This is a genomic window from Paracoccus sp. R12_2 (assembly GCF_017744015.1).
Lineage (GTDB): Bacteria > Pseudomonadota > Alphaproteobacteria > Rhodobacterales > Rhodobacteraceae > Paracoccus.
Genome location: NZ_JAGHRA010000015.1, coordinates 1 through 15,989 on the forward strand (window position 1 = coordinate 1; position 15,989 = coordinate 15,989).

The window sequence follows — 15,989 nt, forward strand, 5'->3', positions numbered from 1 at the left end:
TCCATCTGGCGCAGCACACCCATGATCTGGGCTTCTGTGTATCGTGTCTTCTTCATCGGAATCTCCTCAGTCATCCTGCCGAGAAAATTCTACTTCCGCATCCCGTTAAGATCGGGGGGGATTACCGATCGACTGCGGCACCACGCTGGAGGTCGCGGCGGGCACGAGGTTCTGCGCGACCAGCTGCTCGGCCTTCAGTTCCAGCGAGGCGGGCACGATCAGGAAGGCGGGGCGGACGTTCAGCACCGTCTTCTTGTCGAGACCGGTCTGCTTGGCCATCGCCGCGCGGGCCGCACCCACGCTGCTCACGTCGAGCGCCGCGCCGGTGCCCGCGAGGTTCTTGTGCGTGGTGTGGAAGAGCGCGTTGCCGTCGGCCATGGCCGGGTTGGCGGTGATGATGCCCCAGACCACGTCCGACTCCAGCTGCGCGATGGAGTTGCCGTACATCGCCGGGATCCGGGTGAAGGCGTCGAGATCGTCGTTGATCAGCGTCTGGCGGGTGATCGCGACCACCCGGCCATAGGTCTTGACCTTGTAGCTCTCCTTGCTCTCGCCGAGCGTCCCGCGCTTGAACTCGCCGCTCTCGCCGACCTCGAGCAGCTGCGGCGCCTCGCCGAGCTGCACCCGGTGCATCGCCTTGAAGTCGGTGGCGAGCACCTGGCGGCAGAACAGCATGAAGGTGCGGGGATAGGCTTCGTAGGCCTGCCGCAGGGTCTTGTTGGTGACCGCCGAGAGGATCTCGGGGAAGTCCGAGGTCGAGTGCAGCGCGCGCGTCGCCACCTCGTCACGCGACAGGCCGCGCGTGTTCACCCCGGCATTGCCGAGGCTTTCGCGGGCGAGCTCCAGCAGCGTCATGCCGCGATACTGCCGGGCCGCATCTTCAAGCTGGAACAGCGTCGGGCTGTAGCGGTGCAGCAGCGCGTTCGCCACCGCGTCGCGGCGGGTGATGCGCTCGTCCCGGCCGCCGAGCGGTACGGAAACGTGCGGGAAGGTCCGGGTCTCGTCCGACTTCGCCGCGACCTGGTCGAGGATCAGGCGGCGGGACTCGTCGACGCTGACGCCGCGTTTCACCAGATCCTCGGCGAAGCCGCGCTCGAGGTTCAGCCGCCCGGCCAGATCGTAGATGGTGGAGACACGGTCGCGCTCGGCCTCGCGGGCGTTGGTGGCGACCGCTTCGGTGTCGGGCGCGGGAGTGGCCTGCGTCTTCGGCTGGCTGCGCGTCTCACTTGCGTGGACCTTCGGTTCGCTGGCCGCGACCTTCGGGTCCGGCGCAGCCGCTTTCGGCTCGGTCATGATGGTGTCCTCGGTTTCGACCGGCTCGGTCGGCTGGGTGGCGGGGGTTGCGGCGTCGCTCGCCGGGGTCTGGGTCTTGTCCGTCATCTGGGATGCTCCTTGCTCTGTGGGGGCGTCCCGGCGGTGAAGGACGCAGTCGTGGAGGGGATGCTGGGCGCGGAAGCCCGCGGCGGGGTCGGCGCCGACCGCGACGGCGGAGACCTCGAACGGCGTCCAGTCCACCGCGCGCCAGAGTTCGCGCGCGGCCTCGGGTTTCGAGACCTCGAAGCGGTGGACCTGGTAGCCGATGGAGACCGCGCGGATGTGCCCGGCCTGGATGTCGCGCCAGATTGGCTCGACATCGGCACGCTTGCTGATCCGCACCAGCGCGATGCCCCGCCCGTTCTCGATCCGCGCCGAACCCGGCACGACCGAGCCGATCACCGCATCAAGCGTGTCGAGCTCATGCACCTTCAGGAACGGCGCGCCCGCGTTCAGCCGGTCGAGCCGGACATGGGCGGGGTCGAGGCTGAGTTCCTCGTCATAGGGCTCGCCGAAGAAGGTGGCGCGACGGACGCGCGCCCCGGCCGACCAGACCACCTCGACGGTGCGGCTGTCGGCGTCGGCCGTGTTGGGCGCAAGCTCCGCCGACCGGCGCATGGCCGGCAGTTCGATCATCGTGTCCATGAAGGTCAGTCCTGTTGGTCGGCCTGCGCCGTATCGGTTTCCGCGTCGGCGGCCGGGTCGTCGGTGTCGGGTTCTTCGGCGGCCGGATCGGTCGCCGCGTCACTGCTCTGCGCGCTGCCGGTCTTGGTGACGCGGCGTGGGTCGCTGTCGAGCACCAGCCCCAGCGCGTCGAGCTTGGCGTTTGTCGCGGCGATCTCCGCCAGCACCGCATCGGGGTTCCGGCCCTGTTTCGCGATCACCTCGGCCAGCGTCATGGTGCCGGAGCGGATCGACAGCAGGTTCGCCATCGCGTCCTTCTGCGGATCGACCGCCTCGAACTTGGGCGGCGACCATTCCACCGGCACGGTCGGCGACGGGATCTGGCCCGCCGCCCATGCAGCCTCGGTGAACCACCGCCAGACGGGCGCGCAGAACATCGGGATGAACAGCTGCCACTGCACGGCGTCGATCTGGCGGCGGAACTCGACGAGCCCTGCCCGGATCGAGGAATAGTTCACCTGGCTGAGATCGCCGGTCAGCAGCTCGTAGGGCACCCGGAACCCGGCCGAGATCGTGTGCAGGCTCGCACGCTTGTATTCGCCGTAGCCGCCTGTGGCGGCGGGCTGGTTGAACCGGATGTCCTTGCCGCCCCGCGCATAGGCAATCAGCCCCGGCTCGAACTGCTCGACCCGATTGCCGTCGGCATCGACCACGGAGGGCGCGATGCCCTGCTGCGCCTCGTCGTCACCAAAGACGATGGCGGTGACGCAGGCCTCGGTCTTCTTGCGGACCAGCTCGGCCACCTCGTAGTCGTCGAGATCGCGCAAGCTGCGGATCACCGGCGCGCCCCACGGGACGCCGCGCGCCTGCGTGCGCTGCTTCTCGTAGACATGGGCGATCTCGCTCGCCGGGACCGGGCGGCTCTGCAGACCGTTCTGAAAGGCGCCATAGGCGTCGCCGGGATGTTCTGCATGGAGCCAGTAGGCCCGGCGCTTGCCGACCGGGTCGAACTCGATCCCTTGGACCAGCCGCCCCGCGCCGAGGACGCCGGATTTCGTGGCGTCGAGGAAGTCTGCCTCCAGCACCTGCAGTTGCAGCGGCACCGGCAGTCCGTCGCTCGCGCGCCGCAGTCGGCGGCGCACCAGGACCTCGCCCGCCTCGACCATTTCGCGGCAGATCAGCGTCTGCAGCCCGTAGAAGTCGAGTTGGCCGTCGGCGTCGCACTCCGCCGTCCAGCGCTCGAAGAGCGCGTCGACCTTCCGGTCCAGCTTGTCGTCGCCGCTGGCCGCGCGCGGCATGATGCCCGCACCGATGATATTGTTCACCAGCACCGCCACGGCCTTGGCCGCATGCGGGTTGTTGCGCACCAGATCCCGCATCCGGTCGCGCAACAGGGCTCCGGCGACGCCGATCTCGGTGTCGGCCGAGGATCCCGGCGCACGCCAGCCCTCGGTGCGACGCCCGCGCGCGGCGCCGTCATAGCCCCGCGTCAGGGTCTCGAACGCCTGACGCGCCATCACGCGGCGGGCGGCCATGCGCGGCGCCACCGTGGCGATGGCGTGATCGAACCAGGTCGCCGACATCACCGGTCCCCGCGCGAGAAGCCCGCGAGCCCGGCCACCGGCAGCGGCCGGGTCGTTCCCGCGATGGCGCGCTCGATGGTGCGGATGCGGGCGAGCAGATCCTCGGCGGAGCCGTAGTCGACCGACTTGCCGTCATAGCTGACCCGGGTGGTTCCGCTGGCATAGGCCCGGCGCAGCGCCGAGAGCTCGCTCTCTGTCCAGTCGGTCATGTTCAGAACCATCCTCCGCGCCGTCCGAGCCAGTCGGAGCGGCGCTTGCCCTGCGGGGCCTGTCCCGGCCGGTTGATCTGCCCGGCGGGATCGGTGTCGGTGGGGGCCGCCCCGAGCTGATCCTCGAGGTCGCGCCATTTCGCCTCAGACCAGCGATCCGCGCCCGCGATCCAGGCGGCGGCGCGGGCATAGACCCGGCAATCCAGCGCCTCGTTCCGCTCGCGCAGCTTCTGCCATTCCAGCCGGGCGAAGCCGCGTTTCGTGCGGACCGTCACCAGCTGTTCGGCAACGAACTGCTTCAGCCATTCGTTCTCGACCCAATGCGGCAGATGCACCGAGCCGGGCGGAAACTCCGCCCCGTCGCCCATCTCCTCTTCGGTCGGCCGCGCCAGCCGCAGGAAGCGGTAGGTCTCGGCCTTGAAGGTCGACACCGCCACGGTCCAGAGCCGTGCGCCGCGCCGCAGGCGTTTGCCGCCCTCGGTCGCATCGACGAATGTCGGTCCCGACACCGGGCTGGAACGATTGAACCCCTCGACACCCTTGACCGGCGACACCTGTGCGAACCCCTGCGCCCGCGACCAGGAATAGACCGCCGGGGCCTCGTAACCGGTGTCGATGGCGAGCCGCGCGATCCTGAGATGCGCGCCGCGTTCATGTGGCCAGCTTCGATCCAGCAGCGCGGTCAGCTCCGACCATGCGTCATGCCGATCCGGCCCGCCCTCGATGACGACATGATCGACGAGCCAGCTTTCGAGGCCACGGCCCCAGGCCCAGACATCGACCTCGATCCGGTCCTTCTGGACGTCGGCACCGGCGGTCAGGAACAGCCCGCCCGCGGGCACCGTGCCGGATGTCCAGCGCTCGCGGCGGTCGTAGAGCCGCTGCCAGTCCGGCGCTTCCCCGGTCTCGACCCATGTCTCGCCGAGGATCGTGTTCCGGAACGCCTTGATCGCCTCGTCCGACCCCTGTGCCGCGTTCCATGCCCGCACGATCCGCTCCCAGCTCAGCCAGCCGATCGGCGAGTAGAGCGCCGAGAGGTGATACCCGACCGTGGTCGGATCGGCGGCCGTGGCGGTTGCCCGCCATTCGCCGCCCTCCAGCATCGCCGTCTTGTGGTGTTCCGCGATTGCCGCGTCGCAGCCCTCGCAGTGGTATTCCGCCGTCTCCGGACCGCCTTTTTGCCAGCGCAGCCGGTCGAACTTCAGCCACTGCATCGCGCCGCAATGCGGGCACGGCACGAAGTACCGCCGCTGGTCGCTCGCCTCAAACTCGCGCTCGATGCGCGACAGCCCCCGGATCGTCGGGGTCGAGACCAGCAGCACCTTGCGCCGATGGGCGAAGGTCAGCGACCGCGCCTCGGCAAGCGTGACCGGATCCCCTTCCTCGTCGGCCGAGGCCGGATAGGCGTCGACCTCGTCGAGGAAGATGTACCGCGCCGGGGTCGATCGGAGCCCGATCGCCGAGTTGGCCCCCGTCATGATCAGGATGCCGCCCGCGAAATCCTTCGACAGCATCGTGTTGCCCGCATCGCGGGATCGCGCGGGCTTCACCCGCTCCCGCAGCTCGGGGCTTTCGTCGATCAGCGGGTCGATCCGCTGGCGCGAGTTGCGCTTGGCCAGCTCGACCGTGGGCTGGACCGCCAGCATCGGACCCGGCGCCTGGTGGATGGCGAACCCGATCCAGTTGTTGCCCGCCTCGGTCGCGCCGACCTGCGCGGCCTTCATGAACACGATCCGCTGTGTCGGATCGCCGGGCGACAGCCGGTCCATGATCTCGCGCATGTACGGCGTGCGCACCGTGCGATACCGCCCGGGCTCGGCCGAGGCGCGGCCCGACAGCATCCGGTGCCGGTCCGCCCATTCCGAGACGGTCAGGTCCGGATCGGGCCGGAGCCCGCTGCCCCAGGCGCGCAGGATCTCGCCCGCGCCGTCGAAGTCCGTCAGGCCATCGCCGTTCTCACCGGAAGTCGGGCCGGACCTCGGCGAGTTCGTCGAGGTGGGCGCGTACATGTCTCTCCAGCACCTTCTGCATCGCGGCTGGCTCCACGGTGATCTGCTGGCCCGTCGCGTCGCTGCACGAGGCTGACAGTTCGGCCGCCATCAGCGCCGCCGCGCGTGCAGGCCAGTTCACCCACGTGTCCCGTTCCTCCCGCGCCAGGCGGAACACCAGCGCCAGCGCCCGGGCCCGCTCGATCAACTCCCCCTTCAGCTTCTGGAGCCGGATGCGCCGTTCCTGGGCCTTCAGCACCTCGTTCGCGGTCTTGGCCTGCAGGAACGTGGTGCCGCCGCCCACCGCCGGAACCGCCAGCCCCTGTTCGCGCAGCGTATCGCCGACAGCCGCCACCGCCGCCTCGGGGACAGGCTTCAGCTTCGGCGCAGGCGGCTTTCTCGTCTTCGACGGGTCCGTCGTCTCGGCACGCCTGGCGTCGCTGGCCGCCGCGTTGATGCTGCCGTCGGGATAGAGAACCAGCCGCTCGGCGATCTTCGCCTTCTGGATCGCGCCGCGCGACAGCCCGACATGGGCGGCGTACTGGCGCTCGCTCATGCCCTGCATCGACGGCTCCGATTATCATTCAAAGTCAGGCGCTTATCGAGTTGATAAGCGTCGCCACCGGAGCGAACGTCAGTCCAACGAAGCGATGCAACTCACCAAGGAGCCACCACGATGACAACCCGACTGAACCCGATCACCACGCCGCGCCACGAACTCCGCGCCGAAAAGGCGCGCCGGAACAAGGAAGCGGCACTCGCCGCCTTCATCGGCAAGAAGGCCGAGATCGACGAGATGCTCGCCCGCCTGCAGGCGCTCAGCGACGACCATTTCAACTGCGCCCCCGACGAGGCGGGCTGGGCCATGGTCGGTACCCTCGAACACTACGCCAGCCTCCTGAAGCGCATCACCGACAGCGCCTTCGGCGAGGGCGAACACGCCCGCTGATCTCCGGCGCTGCCGGAACTCCCGCCGCGCGCCCTGCGCGGCTCGGGGTCGTAGAAGGCGCCGCATGACGCGGGCCCGAATACGGAGACGACCCCATGACCAAGCTTTCCGATACCCAAGCCATCATCCTCAGCGCCGCCGCGCAGCGACCCGAGCACATCGCCCTGCCGCTGCCCGAGAGCCTGCGGGGTGGCGCCGCCGCCAAGGTGGTCGGCGCGATGCTCGCCAAGGGCTTCCTCGAGGAGGTCGACGCCGACCTGCGCAAGGGCGAGCCTATCTGGCGAGAGACCGGCGACGGCCACGGCGTCACGCTGGTCGCCACCGACGCAGGCCTCGCCGCCATCGGCATCGAGCCCGAGGACGCGGACACCGCGCCTGCGAGCGCGACCGAGGAGCCCGGGCCGGACACCCCCAACAAACCGGAGGCCGCGCCCAAGACGCGCACGCCACGCGAGGGCACCAAGCAGGCCAAGCTGATCGCCATGCTGCGCGCACCGGACGGCGCGACAATCGAGGAGATCATGGTTGCCCTCAACTGGGCGGCGCATACGATCAGGGGTGCCATGGCCGGGGCGCTGAAGAAGAAGCTCGGGCTCGAAGTGACCTCGGAAAAGGTCGAGGGGCGCGGTAGGATCTATAGGCTGCCCGCTGACTGATCGCTCAGCTGGGCAACACCACATTGACGCCGTCCCACCCGGGGCGGCGGTCGATCATACCCAAAACGGGACGAAATCGACATGAAGAGCCCATTGCAGACAGGCGATGTATTCACCAGTCTGGGAAGACTGATCCTTTGGGAGAGCCGAAATGAGTAACGACCAATATTCTAGCTTCAAACAGCTTTTTGCACAAGAAAAACGCGGAATTGATTACCGCATAGTGGTCGAGGATAGAGGTTCGGACGTCTTGATCATGGCACCTCATGGAGGAAGAATTGAGCCAGGGACATCCGAGATTGCATTTGACATCGCCGGAGGTGCCTTGTCACTTTACTGTTTCGAGGGTCTTCGGACAAGGCCGCACGGCGATTTGCACATCACATCTCACAAGTATGACGAGTCGCAGGCTATTGATGCTGCAGAAAAATGCGAAGTTGTTGTTGCAATCCATGGCCGCAGCGACCGTGACGATCCCGAAACTGTTTGGTTGGGCGGACTGGACGTTCCGACTCTGGAAGAGATGGGAAAGCAACTTAAACTTGCCGGTTTTTCCGTTGAGATTCAGACAGGGGATCTTGCCGGTGCTCATCCAAACAACATTTGTAACCGAGGGCGCAAAGGGAGTGGCGTTCAGCTTGAAGTTCCGAAGTCACTTCGGAATGAACTCAAGGCAAATTTTGCGCGTCTTAGCGCGTTCTCCGAGGCAATCAGAAGGACGTTTTCGCCTGAACAAGACTGACCGCTTCATCCGCACAGCTGCCGGAAGGCTAACGCACCCGAATCGCCTCGAACAGCCTCCGCAGGACGTAGGACCGCACGATGCTGACTACGGTGAAGACCGCGCCCATCTTCAGGTTCTGCGCCAGCGTCGTCTGCAGCCCGAAGATCGGGAAGATCAGGATCTGCGTGACGACGGCGACGCCGTAGCCGACGATCACGTTGGCGACGGACTCCACGAGCGACATGAGGCGAGTCTGCTTCATGTCGCCGCCTCATCCATCGGCCAGCAGTTCAGCCGCGAGAGTTCGCAGCGCATGCGCTGCAACCAGGGGGACCACGCCGTTACCACAGAGGCGAAGCCGGTCCACCCGGTGGGCCAGCCCATCAGCGCCTCGACGAACAGCGGGTTCAAGGTCCGGCGTGCCTCGGAGGAATCGCTCCCAGCCATCGGCTTCACCAGGACCTGGCGGCCAAGCAGGCCGTTCACCGGCGTGTTGGCAAGGCTCGTCGCGCCATCCTTGTGATCGCGGGCCGTCGGCGTCATCCACAATCCTGCCGCATGGGTCAGATCGGCCGACTTGCGCTTGCCCGCGCTCGGCTTGCAGCCGTCGTTCGCCATCGGCGTCGGCCAGTCCCGCGCCATCCGATCCAGACCCTTTTCGGCCTTCCGCTCGCCACCCCGGCTGCGGAAACTGTCGATCTGCGGCGTCGGCCAGAGCGCTGCCGTCGTCGCGAGGTTCATGCCGTGCTGCCCCGCGGCCTGTGATGGCGTCGGTTTGGTCTGCCGGTTCTCGTTGGCGCTGGCGCGGGGCGTCGGCCAGAGCCGTAGCAGCTCCGTCCGGTTGCCGCCACTCGACCGGGTACCAGAGCAGGCGCGCGGGGTTGGCCAGCTCGTCTCCTTCTCGGATTGCGAGGATGAAGAGACGTTCGCGCTTGTGGGGCGCGCCGACTTCCGCCGCCGTGAAGAGGCCTGCCGCAAGGCGGTAGCCCATGCCGACCAGTCCTGCGGCGACTTCGGGGAAGCCGAGGCGGAGATGATGGGCGACATTCTCGAGGAAGACGAACTGCGGCTCGATCTCGCCAACGATCCGGGCGACATGCGGCCAGAGGTGCCGCGAATCGTCTGCACCCCGGCGCTTGCCCGCGACGGAGAACGGCTGGCACGGATAGCCCGCAGTGACGATGTCCACCGCGCCGCGCCAAGGACGGCCGTCGAAGGTGGCAACGTCGTCCCAGAGAGGCGCGCGATCCAGGGACGCGTCTTCCATCCGCGCCACGAGAGTGGCTGCGGCGTAGGTTTCCCGTTCGACATGGCCCACAGCACGATATCCGGGGATGGCGATGGCGAGCCCGAGGTCGAGTCCGCCAGCGCCGGAGCATAGGGAAAGGCCGAAGAGGCATGCGTCTCTGGCCCCGGAAGCGCTTCCGGAGGAAGGTAAAGCCAGGTCATGCATGTCACGCGGCTGTCTTGCGCTTTCGCGCGGGTTCGGGTGCGGCGTCCAGGTCCAGCGTATCGGCCCGGGCCTCGGCATCGTCGCCCAGCCGCTCGGTCCTCACCTGCGCGAAGGTCCGACCGTCGCCGTCGAGGATCGCGTCGCGGCCGGTCTCGGCCTGCCAGCGCTCTACGGCGACATCGACATAGGCCGGGCTGATTTCCATCGCGAAGACGCGCCGGCCGTTGGCCTCGCCCGCCATGATCTGCGAGCCGGACCCCGAGAAGGGCTCGTAGCACAGGCCGCCGCGGGCGACGTGCTGGCGCATCGGGATGCCGAAGGCGTCGAGCGGTTTCGGCGTCGGGTGGTCGGGCCGGTCGTCCTTGGCGAAGCTCGGCAGCGCCCATGTCGATGGCAGCGTTTCCTCGGCCACCTTCGGCGGGCGGTTCGGACGGCGCCAGCCCATGAAACAGGGCTCGTGTTTCCAGAGGTAATGGGAGCGGGTCAGAACCCCGCGGTCCTTCACCCAGATGATCTGCTGATGAACGAAGGCCCCGGCTTTCTCCCAGCAGGCCTCGAGCATCGCCTGACGGCGCGAGGCATGCCAGCAGTACCAGGCGGCGTCCTCGGCGATGGCTTCCGTTACGGCAGCCGCGATGAAGCCGTCGTAAAGCTCGGCCCCCTGCGAACTGTCATCCCAGGTCGTGCCGTAGGACGCGGACCAGTCCTTGTTGCGAGTCGGATGGTTCGAGCCGTCGTAGTCCACCAGATACGGCGGGTCGGTCGCGAACAGGATCGCCCGCTCGCCATTCATCAGGCGGCGCACATCGTCGTGGCTCGTGCTGTCGCCGCACAGGAGACGGTGGTCGCCGAGGATCCACAGATCGCCCGTGCGCGAGGCCGGGTTGCGCGGGGGTTCGGGGATGGTCACCGGCGGCACGGAGCCCCCGGCGCCACCTTCTTCACCGTCCCCCTCCGGCACGAAGGCCAGCAGCTTGTCCAACTCGCCGTCGGAAAACCCGACCAGCGACAGGTCGAAATCCTCGGCCAACAGTTCGTTCAGTTCCGCCGACAGCAGCGCCTCGTCCCAGGTGCCGAGTTCGGTCAGCTTGTTGTCCGCGATCCGGTACGCCCGGCGCTGCGCCTCGGTCAGGTGGCCCAGCACGATCACCGGCGCTTCGGTCAGCCCGAGCTGCGTAGCGGCCAGCACGCGCCCGTGCCCCGCGATCAGCTCTCCGTCTTCAGCAACGAGGCAGGGCACGGTCCAGCCGAACTCGGCCATGCTGGCGGCGATCTTCGCGACCTGATCCGCGCCATGCGCCTTCGCGTTCTTCGCGTAGGGCTGCAGGCGCGCAAGCGGCCAGGTCTCGATCGCGTCCGGGGCGAAGCTCAGCGTCATGATGGGCAAGGTTCCTCGGTCGGGTGGATGCCGGTGGCTTCCGGACTCCGGATACCGGACCGGACTCCACGCGGGGTCCAGCGTCGCGCCCTCCGATCTTAAGGAAGTTGCCGAACAACTCCTTCAGGAATGGGTTTGTCTTCGGCACCATGTCGGCCAGGTTGTCGGCAATGATGCCCGCGGGGCGCGAAATCCGCGCTGCCAGCATGCCATAGGCAATGGTCTGGGCGAACATGTCGGCGAAGCCATCATCGTCCAGGTCATGGATGAGGTTCTTGCGGAATGCTGCCTGCATCGTGGTCATGGGGCCAGTGTCGTCTTCGGCCTTCAGCAGCTGGTTGACCCGGGCGCGGATGTCCGAGGCAAGCTCGGCAAGACGCGTGGCGAGTTCCTTGGAGGTCTTGATCGTCTCGTTCAGGCCCAACTCGAACGCTGACGCCCAGTTTGCCCGCCATTGCTGCGTGTCCTCGTGATCATCAGGCCAGATCAGCCTGTTGCGCAGGAGCTTCGCCACATACTCGTTGTGAAGGCGTGTATCCTGGGCATTCCAGCCGAGCACCTTCATGACGGGGAGGTCGCCAGCCGTCTTGCCGTCAGAGAAGTGGATGAAAGCCAGCTCGCGCGCGCCCGACTTCCCGAAGCTGGCCGCGAATATCAGGTCGCTTTTATCCCAGGCGCGCCGATCAGCCGTTTGCGCCCCTGAGCGCTTCTTCACCACCAACGCCTTCAAGATACGGCGCAGAACGGTCACGGGGATTGCCTTGTTCTCCATCGAAATGAAGAAAATACCCCAGGGTTGGTTGGTCGCCAGCGGGCGCAGCTGATGGATTTCGCGAATGCTGGCAGTCTCGTCTTTTTTCAGTCCAAGCTCGCTGGCTTCATATTCGAAGACGACATCATCAAAGCCGTAATCCTCGCCGATCGGCCATTCCAGCTTGTCGCGCAGAAGCTCGACCAACTGCTCGAAGTTCGAAACCCTGTCGAGATCGGCGGCGCTAACATTTGCCATCAGAAAATCACCCTCAATTCAATTCCATCCACGCCTTCAGAATCGGCTTCACGCCGACAGGGGCCTGGACCTTGCGCAAGTATGTTTTCGCGATGTGCTTCTCGACTGACTTTCGCACCGCCGAAAGCTTTTCCTGATCGATCTGAACACGCCGGGGCGTCTTGGGATCGCAACGCACGAACTCGATGATCCGGGAGGCGTCCTCCAAGATCGCATCGCTTTCGAGATCCGCCAGATACCACTTCACGTCGCCGGCCTCCGCAGACCAGACGTCCTGACCGTCTCGCTCCGAGGCTTCGCGATCATGGGCCGGACGCGAGTAGCAGAAGAAGACGCCACGGGCACCGCGCTTCGAGTGCTGTTTGCCGGAAAACACCGAGTCAGGCAGGCTGGACAGATGCGCCTCTAGTTCAGGATCGGTGGCAAGCAGATCCTGCCATTCCAAGTGCATCTGCTCGTCCGGGCTCGCGATGCCTTCGTACTGCTCGGCGAAGTTGCGGAGGTCCTCATAGTCATCGTCCTCGCGCAGCAGCTTCTTGCCCTCGATACCGAGCGTCTTCGAGATGCGCAGCGTCTTGTGCGACACACGGTTATAGAGCCGAAGGAGGTCATCGAGCTCGTCCGGCGGCAAGAAGTTCCAGTAGCCTACGGTCCCGCGCAGATCCTTCTGGTCCGGGTGATCCGTGAGTATCCTCTTCTCGATCTCTGGGTTCATGCGGCGATCAACGCGGCCGATCCGCTGCATGAGGCGCACGGGGTTCCAGTGCAGGTCATAGTTGATCAGCCGAGTGGCGTCCTGAAGGTTCAAACCTTCCGACAGCACATCGGTCGATATCAGCACCCTGATCTCGCTCAAGCCTCGTTTCACGAGGTCAGGGGAACTCGACTCATTGTAGTAGGGTGCGAACCGCTGGATGACCCGCGACCGATCCCCCTTTGTGCCACTGTCGATCTGATCGACGCCCTCGATGCCGGCCTCCGCTAGCTGGGCCGCAACATAGCGTGCCGTCTCACCAAATTCCGAGAAGATGATCACCTTATGATCCTTCAGGATCGGATCATTCTTCAGCAGCTTCTTAAGCTCGTTCAGCTTCTTGTCCTGAGAAGGCTTGAACTTTTCAAGCTCGCTCAGGAAGTCCGCGAGCTGGTCTAAGTCCTGGATCGTGTCGTGGACGATCTTCTCGATATCGAATTCGTTGGGGTCAAGCTTCTCAACCGCGTCGCGCAACTCCTCGGGATAGAGGTCCTCTTCGCCCTCCGCTTCATCAAGGAAGTCAAGCTGCGGCTTGTATCCTATCAGCTTTCCATTGCGCCGCTTCCAGCGCTCTACTGCCTCCCGTTCATGGTCGGTTTCCGCATTCACGTCCAACCAGGCCAGTAGCTTGTAGAGCAGGCGCCAACATGACAGGCGAAAAGCTTCTGCTGAGCTTTCAAAGCGCTTCAGGAAATTTGTTCGGATCAGCGCCACCACCTGCTTCCGGCGGCCCTTCTCCATGGCGGGGACGATCTCGGGATCATCGCCCTTATAGTAGGCATACGGGTTGTAGATGCCGAGGGTGAAGAGCGGAACACGTTTGTGGAAGGCATCAGCAACCATGTCGAGCAGCTTCCCATAGGTCTGCTTGACCGAGTAGTGCGCCACCTTTGGCTTGCGCGGCTCAGGGAAGACAACTGCGCCTCCGCCTTCGCGCTGCATACTCGCCTTCACATAGCTTCGGCTCCGCTGAACGACGAGCGCATCAAATAGGGAGTCTGTCGCAAACAAGTCGCCAATGTCGGCGGCGTTGATCTCAGCAACCTCCTCATCCCCATTCGCTCGCAATTGACGCTCAATCGATCGTTCCAACTGTCGGATGTGTCCCGCGAGCGAATGGATGCCGAGCGGCGCATCGGCGAAGTGATCTGCACGGTGTCGTGAGAACAACTCGACCATGTGCTGAAAATCCAGCAGGCTGTTGTTGATCGGCGTGGCCGTGAGCATGTAAAGTTCCTTGCCCTCAGCGAGATCATACAGGTGCCAGTAGCGGGATTTGCGCTTGGCACCCTCTTCACCACGGGTGCCGGTGTTTCGAAAGTGATGCGCCTCATCGATGATGATGACATCAGCCTGGGCTTTGACTTGCTCCAGTTCTTCCTGCATCTTCTCGCGCATCAGATCCGTGTGACTGAAGATTTTCAGCCGACTGAACCCCTTGAACACTTCCGGCAGCCGGTTCCTGAGCTCCCGCTCCCAAACTGGCGACTTGGCCGACTTCGGCACGAACAGTGCGACGTTCTTGTTTTCATACTGGACAAACCGTTCGATCAGCATGAGCCCGATGAAGGTCTTGCCCAAACCAACACCGTCGCACAGGAAAGCACCGCCGTATTTCGCAGCCCTCTTAAGCAGCGCCCCATATCCATCCCGTTGGTATTTTGCGAGGATCGGGTACAGCCTTGAGGAATTCTTCTCCCATTCGGTGGCGGTCTCCTCGTGTCCGGCGAAATAAAGCTGCATCGATCGCGCATAGACATCGAACGGTGGGTAATCGCGGGTGTGGCGCTCAACCGTCTTGAGGACTTCGACCGAAACGTCCTCGGCTTCTTCCCAGCGTTCCTCATACCATTCCTGCAGGACGGCAACCGGCGTGCCCGTGATCTGGACGTTCAGTTCGATATTCTGGGTGAGCCCTGGGACAGTGAAGTTAGAGGAGCCAACAAGTGCGGATGATCCAACCACTTCGAGCCGGGCATGTGTGATGTAGGCTTTGGCATGGAACTTGTCCTTCCTATAAACCCGGCACTCGATCTTGCCCGACCGGATCGCCTCGACAATTGCTGGAACACCTCTGAGGAAGTGGTTCTTTTCCTTTTCCTGCTCGATGCTTCTGTCTAGGCGGGAGGCAATTTCCTGAAGGCCGGCCTCGAATGCGCGCTTGGTGCGTTTTGAAACCTCATCCCCCATCAGGATGCGGATATGATCGACTTTTTGCCATTCGTCGCTGAGCGCGAGCAAGGCGCCGATCTCGAAATATCCCGTTGCAATATCGATTGATTTAGAGAGCTGGCACCAGTCGTGCAGGTATCGGAGCGCCTTCCATTCATCGGCGCTATTGTCGACGATGAACAGCTCGCTGCCGGCCTTGTGGCTTTCTCTCTTCGGCATCAAATAATCCTAATCTCTGAATAAAAACTGATCACAACACCTCACCCCAGGGGTTGATCAGGTCGACGCCGCAGCCTTCGAAGTCAGGGGTGTTGCGGGTGGCGACGGTAGCGTCGCGTGTGCGCGCGATGGCAGCGATCTGGCAATGCGCCTGCGCGATCGGTAGGCCGGCAGCACGCCGGCTGGCGGCAATGGTGGCATAGGCCTCGGCGGCGGCACAGTCGAAGGCGAGTACCCGCCCTGCCAGGTCGTCGCGCAGGATGCGATCGATTGCGTCTGCCAGGCCGTCGCGGCGCTTGCCGTTATCCATGATCGCGACACCGTAGCGCAACTCGGCCTCGGAGATCGCGGTCAGGTAGATATCGAGCCCGTCCTGGGCGGCGAGCCACCCCTCGACCCGCGGTTCCGGGGTCGGGCGTAGAAGCTCGAAGACGACATTCGTATCGACGATGATCATGTTTACGCCTGATCGAACGCGGGTGGCTGACGCATGGGCTCATGCGGGGGAAGGTCCAGCTCCACCCCGCCCAGGGGCGCGATCCGGGCCCGGATCGCGGCCGCGAGGTTGTGGGCGGGCCTTTCCTGGCCAACAACCTGGCGCAGGATTTCGCGGGCCTCTTCCTCCATCGACCGACCGTGCTCGGCAGCGCGAATGCGCAAGCGGCGCTTCACATCGTCCTCTAGGTTGCGAATTGTAATGCTTGCCATGAAGTTCCCCGACCATCGGGACGATGCTAGGCGGCGATTGCATTGCAATCAAGCCATAGCGCGGCACTAGTTTTCGTTCAGTGAAAGCAGAACGAGCCTCCGATAATGAGTTCGATTTCTGTTCCCTCTCGAAGCGTGTCCCTGAAATCGAAGTGTTCGGCGAGGCTTGCCAAAAAACACTTCATTTTCATAGCCTTAAAAGAAATTCACCGGAACGGCGCAGTCATCAGGTCCGGAGAATATCGGCCC

General features: G+C 64.8%; 15 protein-coding genes and 1 pseudogene. 3 read left to right on the forward strand and 13 right to left on the reverse strand.

Annotated elements, in window-relative coordinates; translation table 11 throughout:
• Positions 1-105 precede the first annotated feature (105 nt).
• The 5 genes from J7359_RS15605 to J7359_RS15625 are packed head-to-tail and all read right to left on the reverse strand — an operon-like array spanning position 106 to position 6,283.
• Positions 106-1,959, reverse strand: coding sequence for a prohead protease/major capsid protein fusion protein (locus tag J7359_RS15605; protein ID WP_247740457.1), 1,854 nt, complete (start codon positions 1,957-1,959; stop codon positions 106-108).
• Between the two features lie 5 nt (positions 1,960-1,964).
• Positions 1,965-3,521, reverse strand: a complete 1,557-nt coding sequence (locus tag J7359_RS15610; RefSeq protein ID WP_209057995.1) for a phage portal protein — start codon at positions 3,519-3,521, stop codon at positions 1,965-1,967.
• Complete coding sequence (locus J7359_RS15615; protein WP_068765903.1) at positions 3,521-3,730, reverse strand: hypothetical protein; 210 nt, start codon at positions 3,728-3,730, stop codon at positions 3,521-3,523. Before J7359_RS15615 ends, J7359_RS15610 begins: the two co-directional genes overlap by 1 nt.
• Positions 3,731-3,732: 2 nt before the next feature.
• Positions 3,733-5,739 (reverse strand): phage terminase large subunit family protein, encoded by a 2,007-nt coding sequence (locus tag J7359_RS15620; protein WP_209057996.1) that lies wholly within the window; start codon positions 5,737-5,739, stop codon positions 3,733-3,735.
• Entirely contained in the window at positions 5,687-6,283 is a 597-nt protein-coding gene (locus J7359_RS15625) for a hypothetical protein (protein ID WP_209057998.1), read from the reverse strand. The genes J7359_RS15620 and J7359_RS15625 overlap by 53 nt, the downstream gene beginning before the upstream one ends.
• Positions 6,284-6,394: 111 nt before the next feature.
• Here J7359_RS15625 and J7359_RS15630 point away from each other — a divergent pair, with 111 nt between their 5' ends.
• The 3 genes from J7359_RS15630 to J7359_RS15640 all read left to right on the forward strand — a co-directional run bounded on the left by J7359_RS15630 (position 6,395) and on the right by J7359_RS15640 (position 8,065).
• On the forward strand, positions 6,395-6,667 hold the full coding sequence (locus J7359_RS15630; RefSeq protein WP_036751164.1) for a hypothetical protein: 273 nt from the start codon (positions 6,395-6,397) through the stop codon (positions 6,665-6,667).
• Between the two features lie 95 nt (positions 6,668-6,762).
• The gene (locus J7359_RS15635; protein WP_209057999.1) at positions 6,763-7,323 is read left to right on the forward strand and encodes a DUF3489 domain-containing protein; all 561 of its coding nucleotides are present in this window, start codon (positions 6,763-6,765) and stop codon (positions 7,321-7,323) included.
• A 151-nt stretch (positions 7,324-7,474) separates the two neighbouring features.
• The gene (locus J7359_RS15640) at positions 7,475-8,065 is read left to right on the forward strand and encodes a poly-gamma-glutamate hydrolase family protein (RefSeq protein WP_209058001.1); all 591 of its coding nucleotides are present in this window, start codon (positions 7,475-7,477) and stop codon (positions 8,063-8,065) included.
• A gap of 28 nt (positions 8,066-8,093) precedes the next feature.
• Here the strand turns inward: J7359_RS15640 and J7359_RS15645 are convergent, their stop codons facing one another.
• The 8 genes and pseudogenes from J7359_RS15645 to J7359_RS15670 all read right to left on the reverse strand — a co-directional run bounded on the left by J7359_RS15645 (position 8,094) and on the right by J7359_RS15670 (position 15,740).
• Positions 8,094-8,309: a hypothetical protein gene (locus J7359_RS15645; RefSeq protein WP_209058003.1), complete on the reverse strand. Its 216-nt coding sequence runs from the start codon at positions 8,307-8,309 to the stop codon at positions 8,094-8,096.
• Complete coding sequence (locus J7359_RS20025) at positions 8,306-8,788, reverse strand: hypothetical protein (RefSeq protein ID WP_247740472.1); 483 nt, start codon at positions 8,786-8,788, stop codon at positions 8,306-8,308. Before J7359_RS20025 ends, J7359_RS15645 begins: the two co-directional genes overlap by 4 nt.
• A 202-nt stretch (positions 8,789-8,990) precedes the next feature.
• Positions 8,991-9,578: pseudogene (locus J7359_RS20030) on the reverse strand (DNA cytosine methyltransferase); the annotation flags it as partial.
• The gene (locus J7359_RS15655; protein WP_247740464.1) at positions 9,502-10,827 is read right to left on the reverse strand and encodes a DNA methyltransferase; all 1,326 of its coding nucleotides are present in this window, start codon (positions 10,825-10,827) and stop codon (positions 9,502-9,504) included. The pseudogene J7359_RS20030 and the gene J7359_RS15655, both read right to left, overlap by 77 nt.
• Positions 10,721-11,887: a hypothetical protein gene (locus tag J7359_RS20035; RefSeq protein ID WP_247740458.1), complete on the reverse strand. Its 1,167-nt coding sequence runs from the start codon at positions 11,885-11,887 to the stop codon at positions 10,721-10,723. Before J7359_RS20035 ends, J7359_RS15655 begins: the two co-directional genes overlap by 107 nt.
• A gap of 13 nt (positions 11,888-11,900) precedes the next feature.
• Positions 11,901-15,032 carry a helicase-related protein gene (locus J7359_RS15660; RefSeq protein WP_209058007.1) on the reverse strand — a complete coding sequence of 1,044 codons (3,132 nt, stop codon included), beginning with the start codon at positions 15,030-15,032 and terminating at the stop codon, positions 11,901-11,903.
• A 31-nt stretch (positions 15,033-15,063) separates the two neighbouring features.
• Positions 15,064-15,489 carry a type II toxin-antitoxin system VapC family toxin gene (locus J7359_RS15665; protein ID WP_209058009.1) on the reverse strand — a complete coding sequence of 142 codons (426 nt, stop codon included), beginning with the start codon at positions 15,487-15,489 and terminating at the stop codon, positions 15,064-15,066.
• A 2-nt stretch (positions 15,490-15,491) separates the two neighbouring features.
• Positions 15,492-15,740 (reverse strand): plasmid stabilization protein, encoded by a 249-nt coding sequence (locus J7359_RS15670; protein ID WP_209058011.1) that lies wholly within the window; start codon positions 15,738-15,740, stop codon positions 15,492-15,494.
• Positions 15,741-15,989 lie beyond the last annotated feature (249 nt).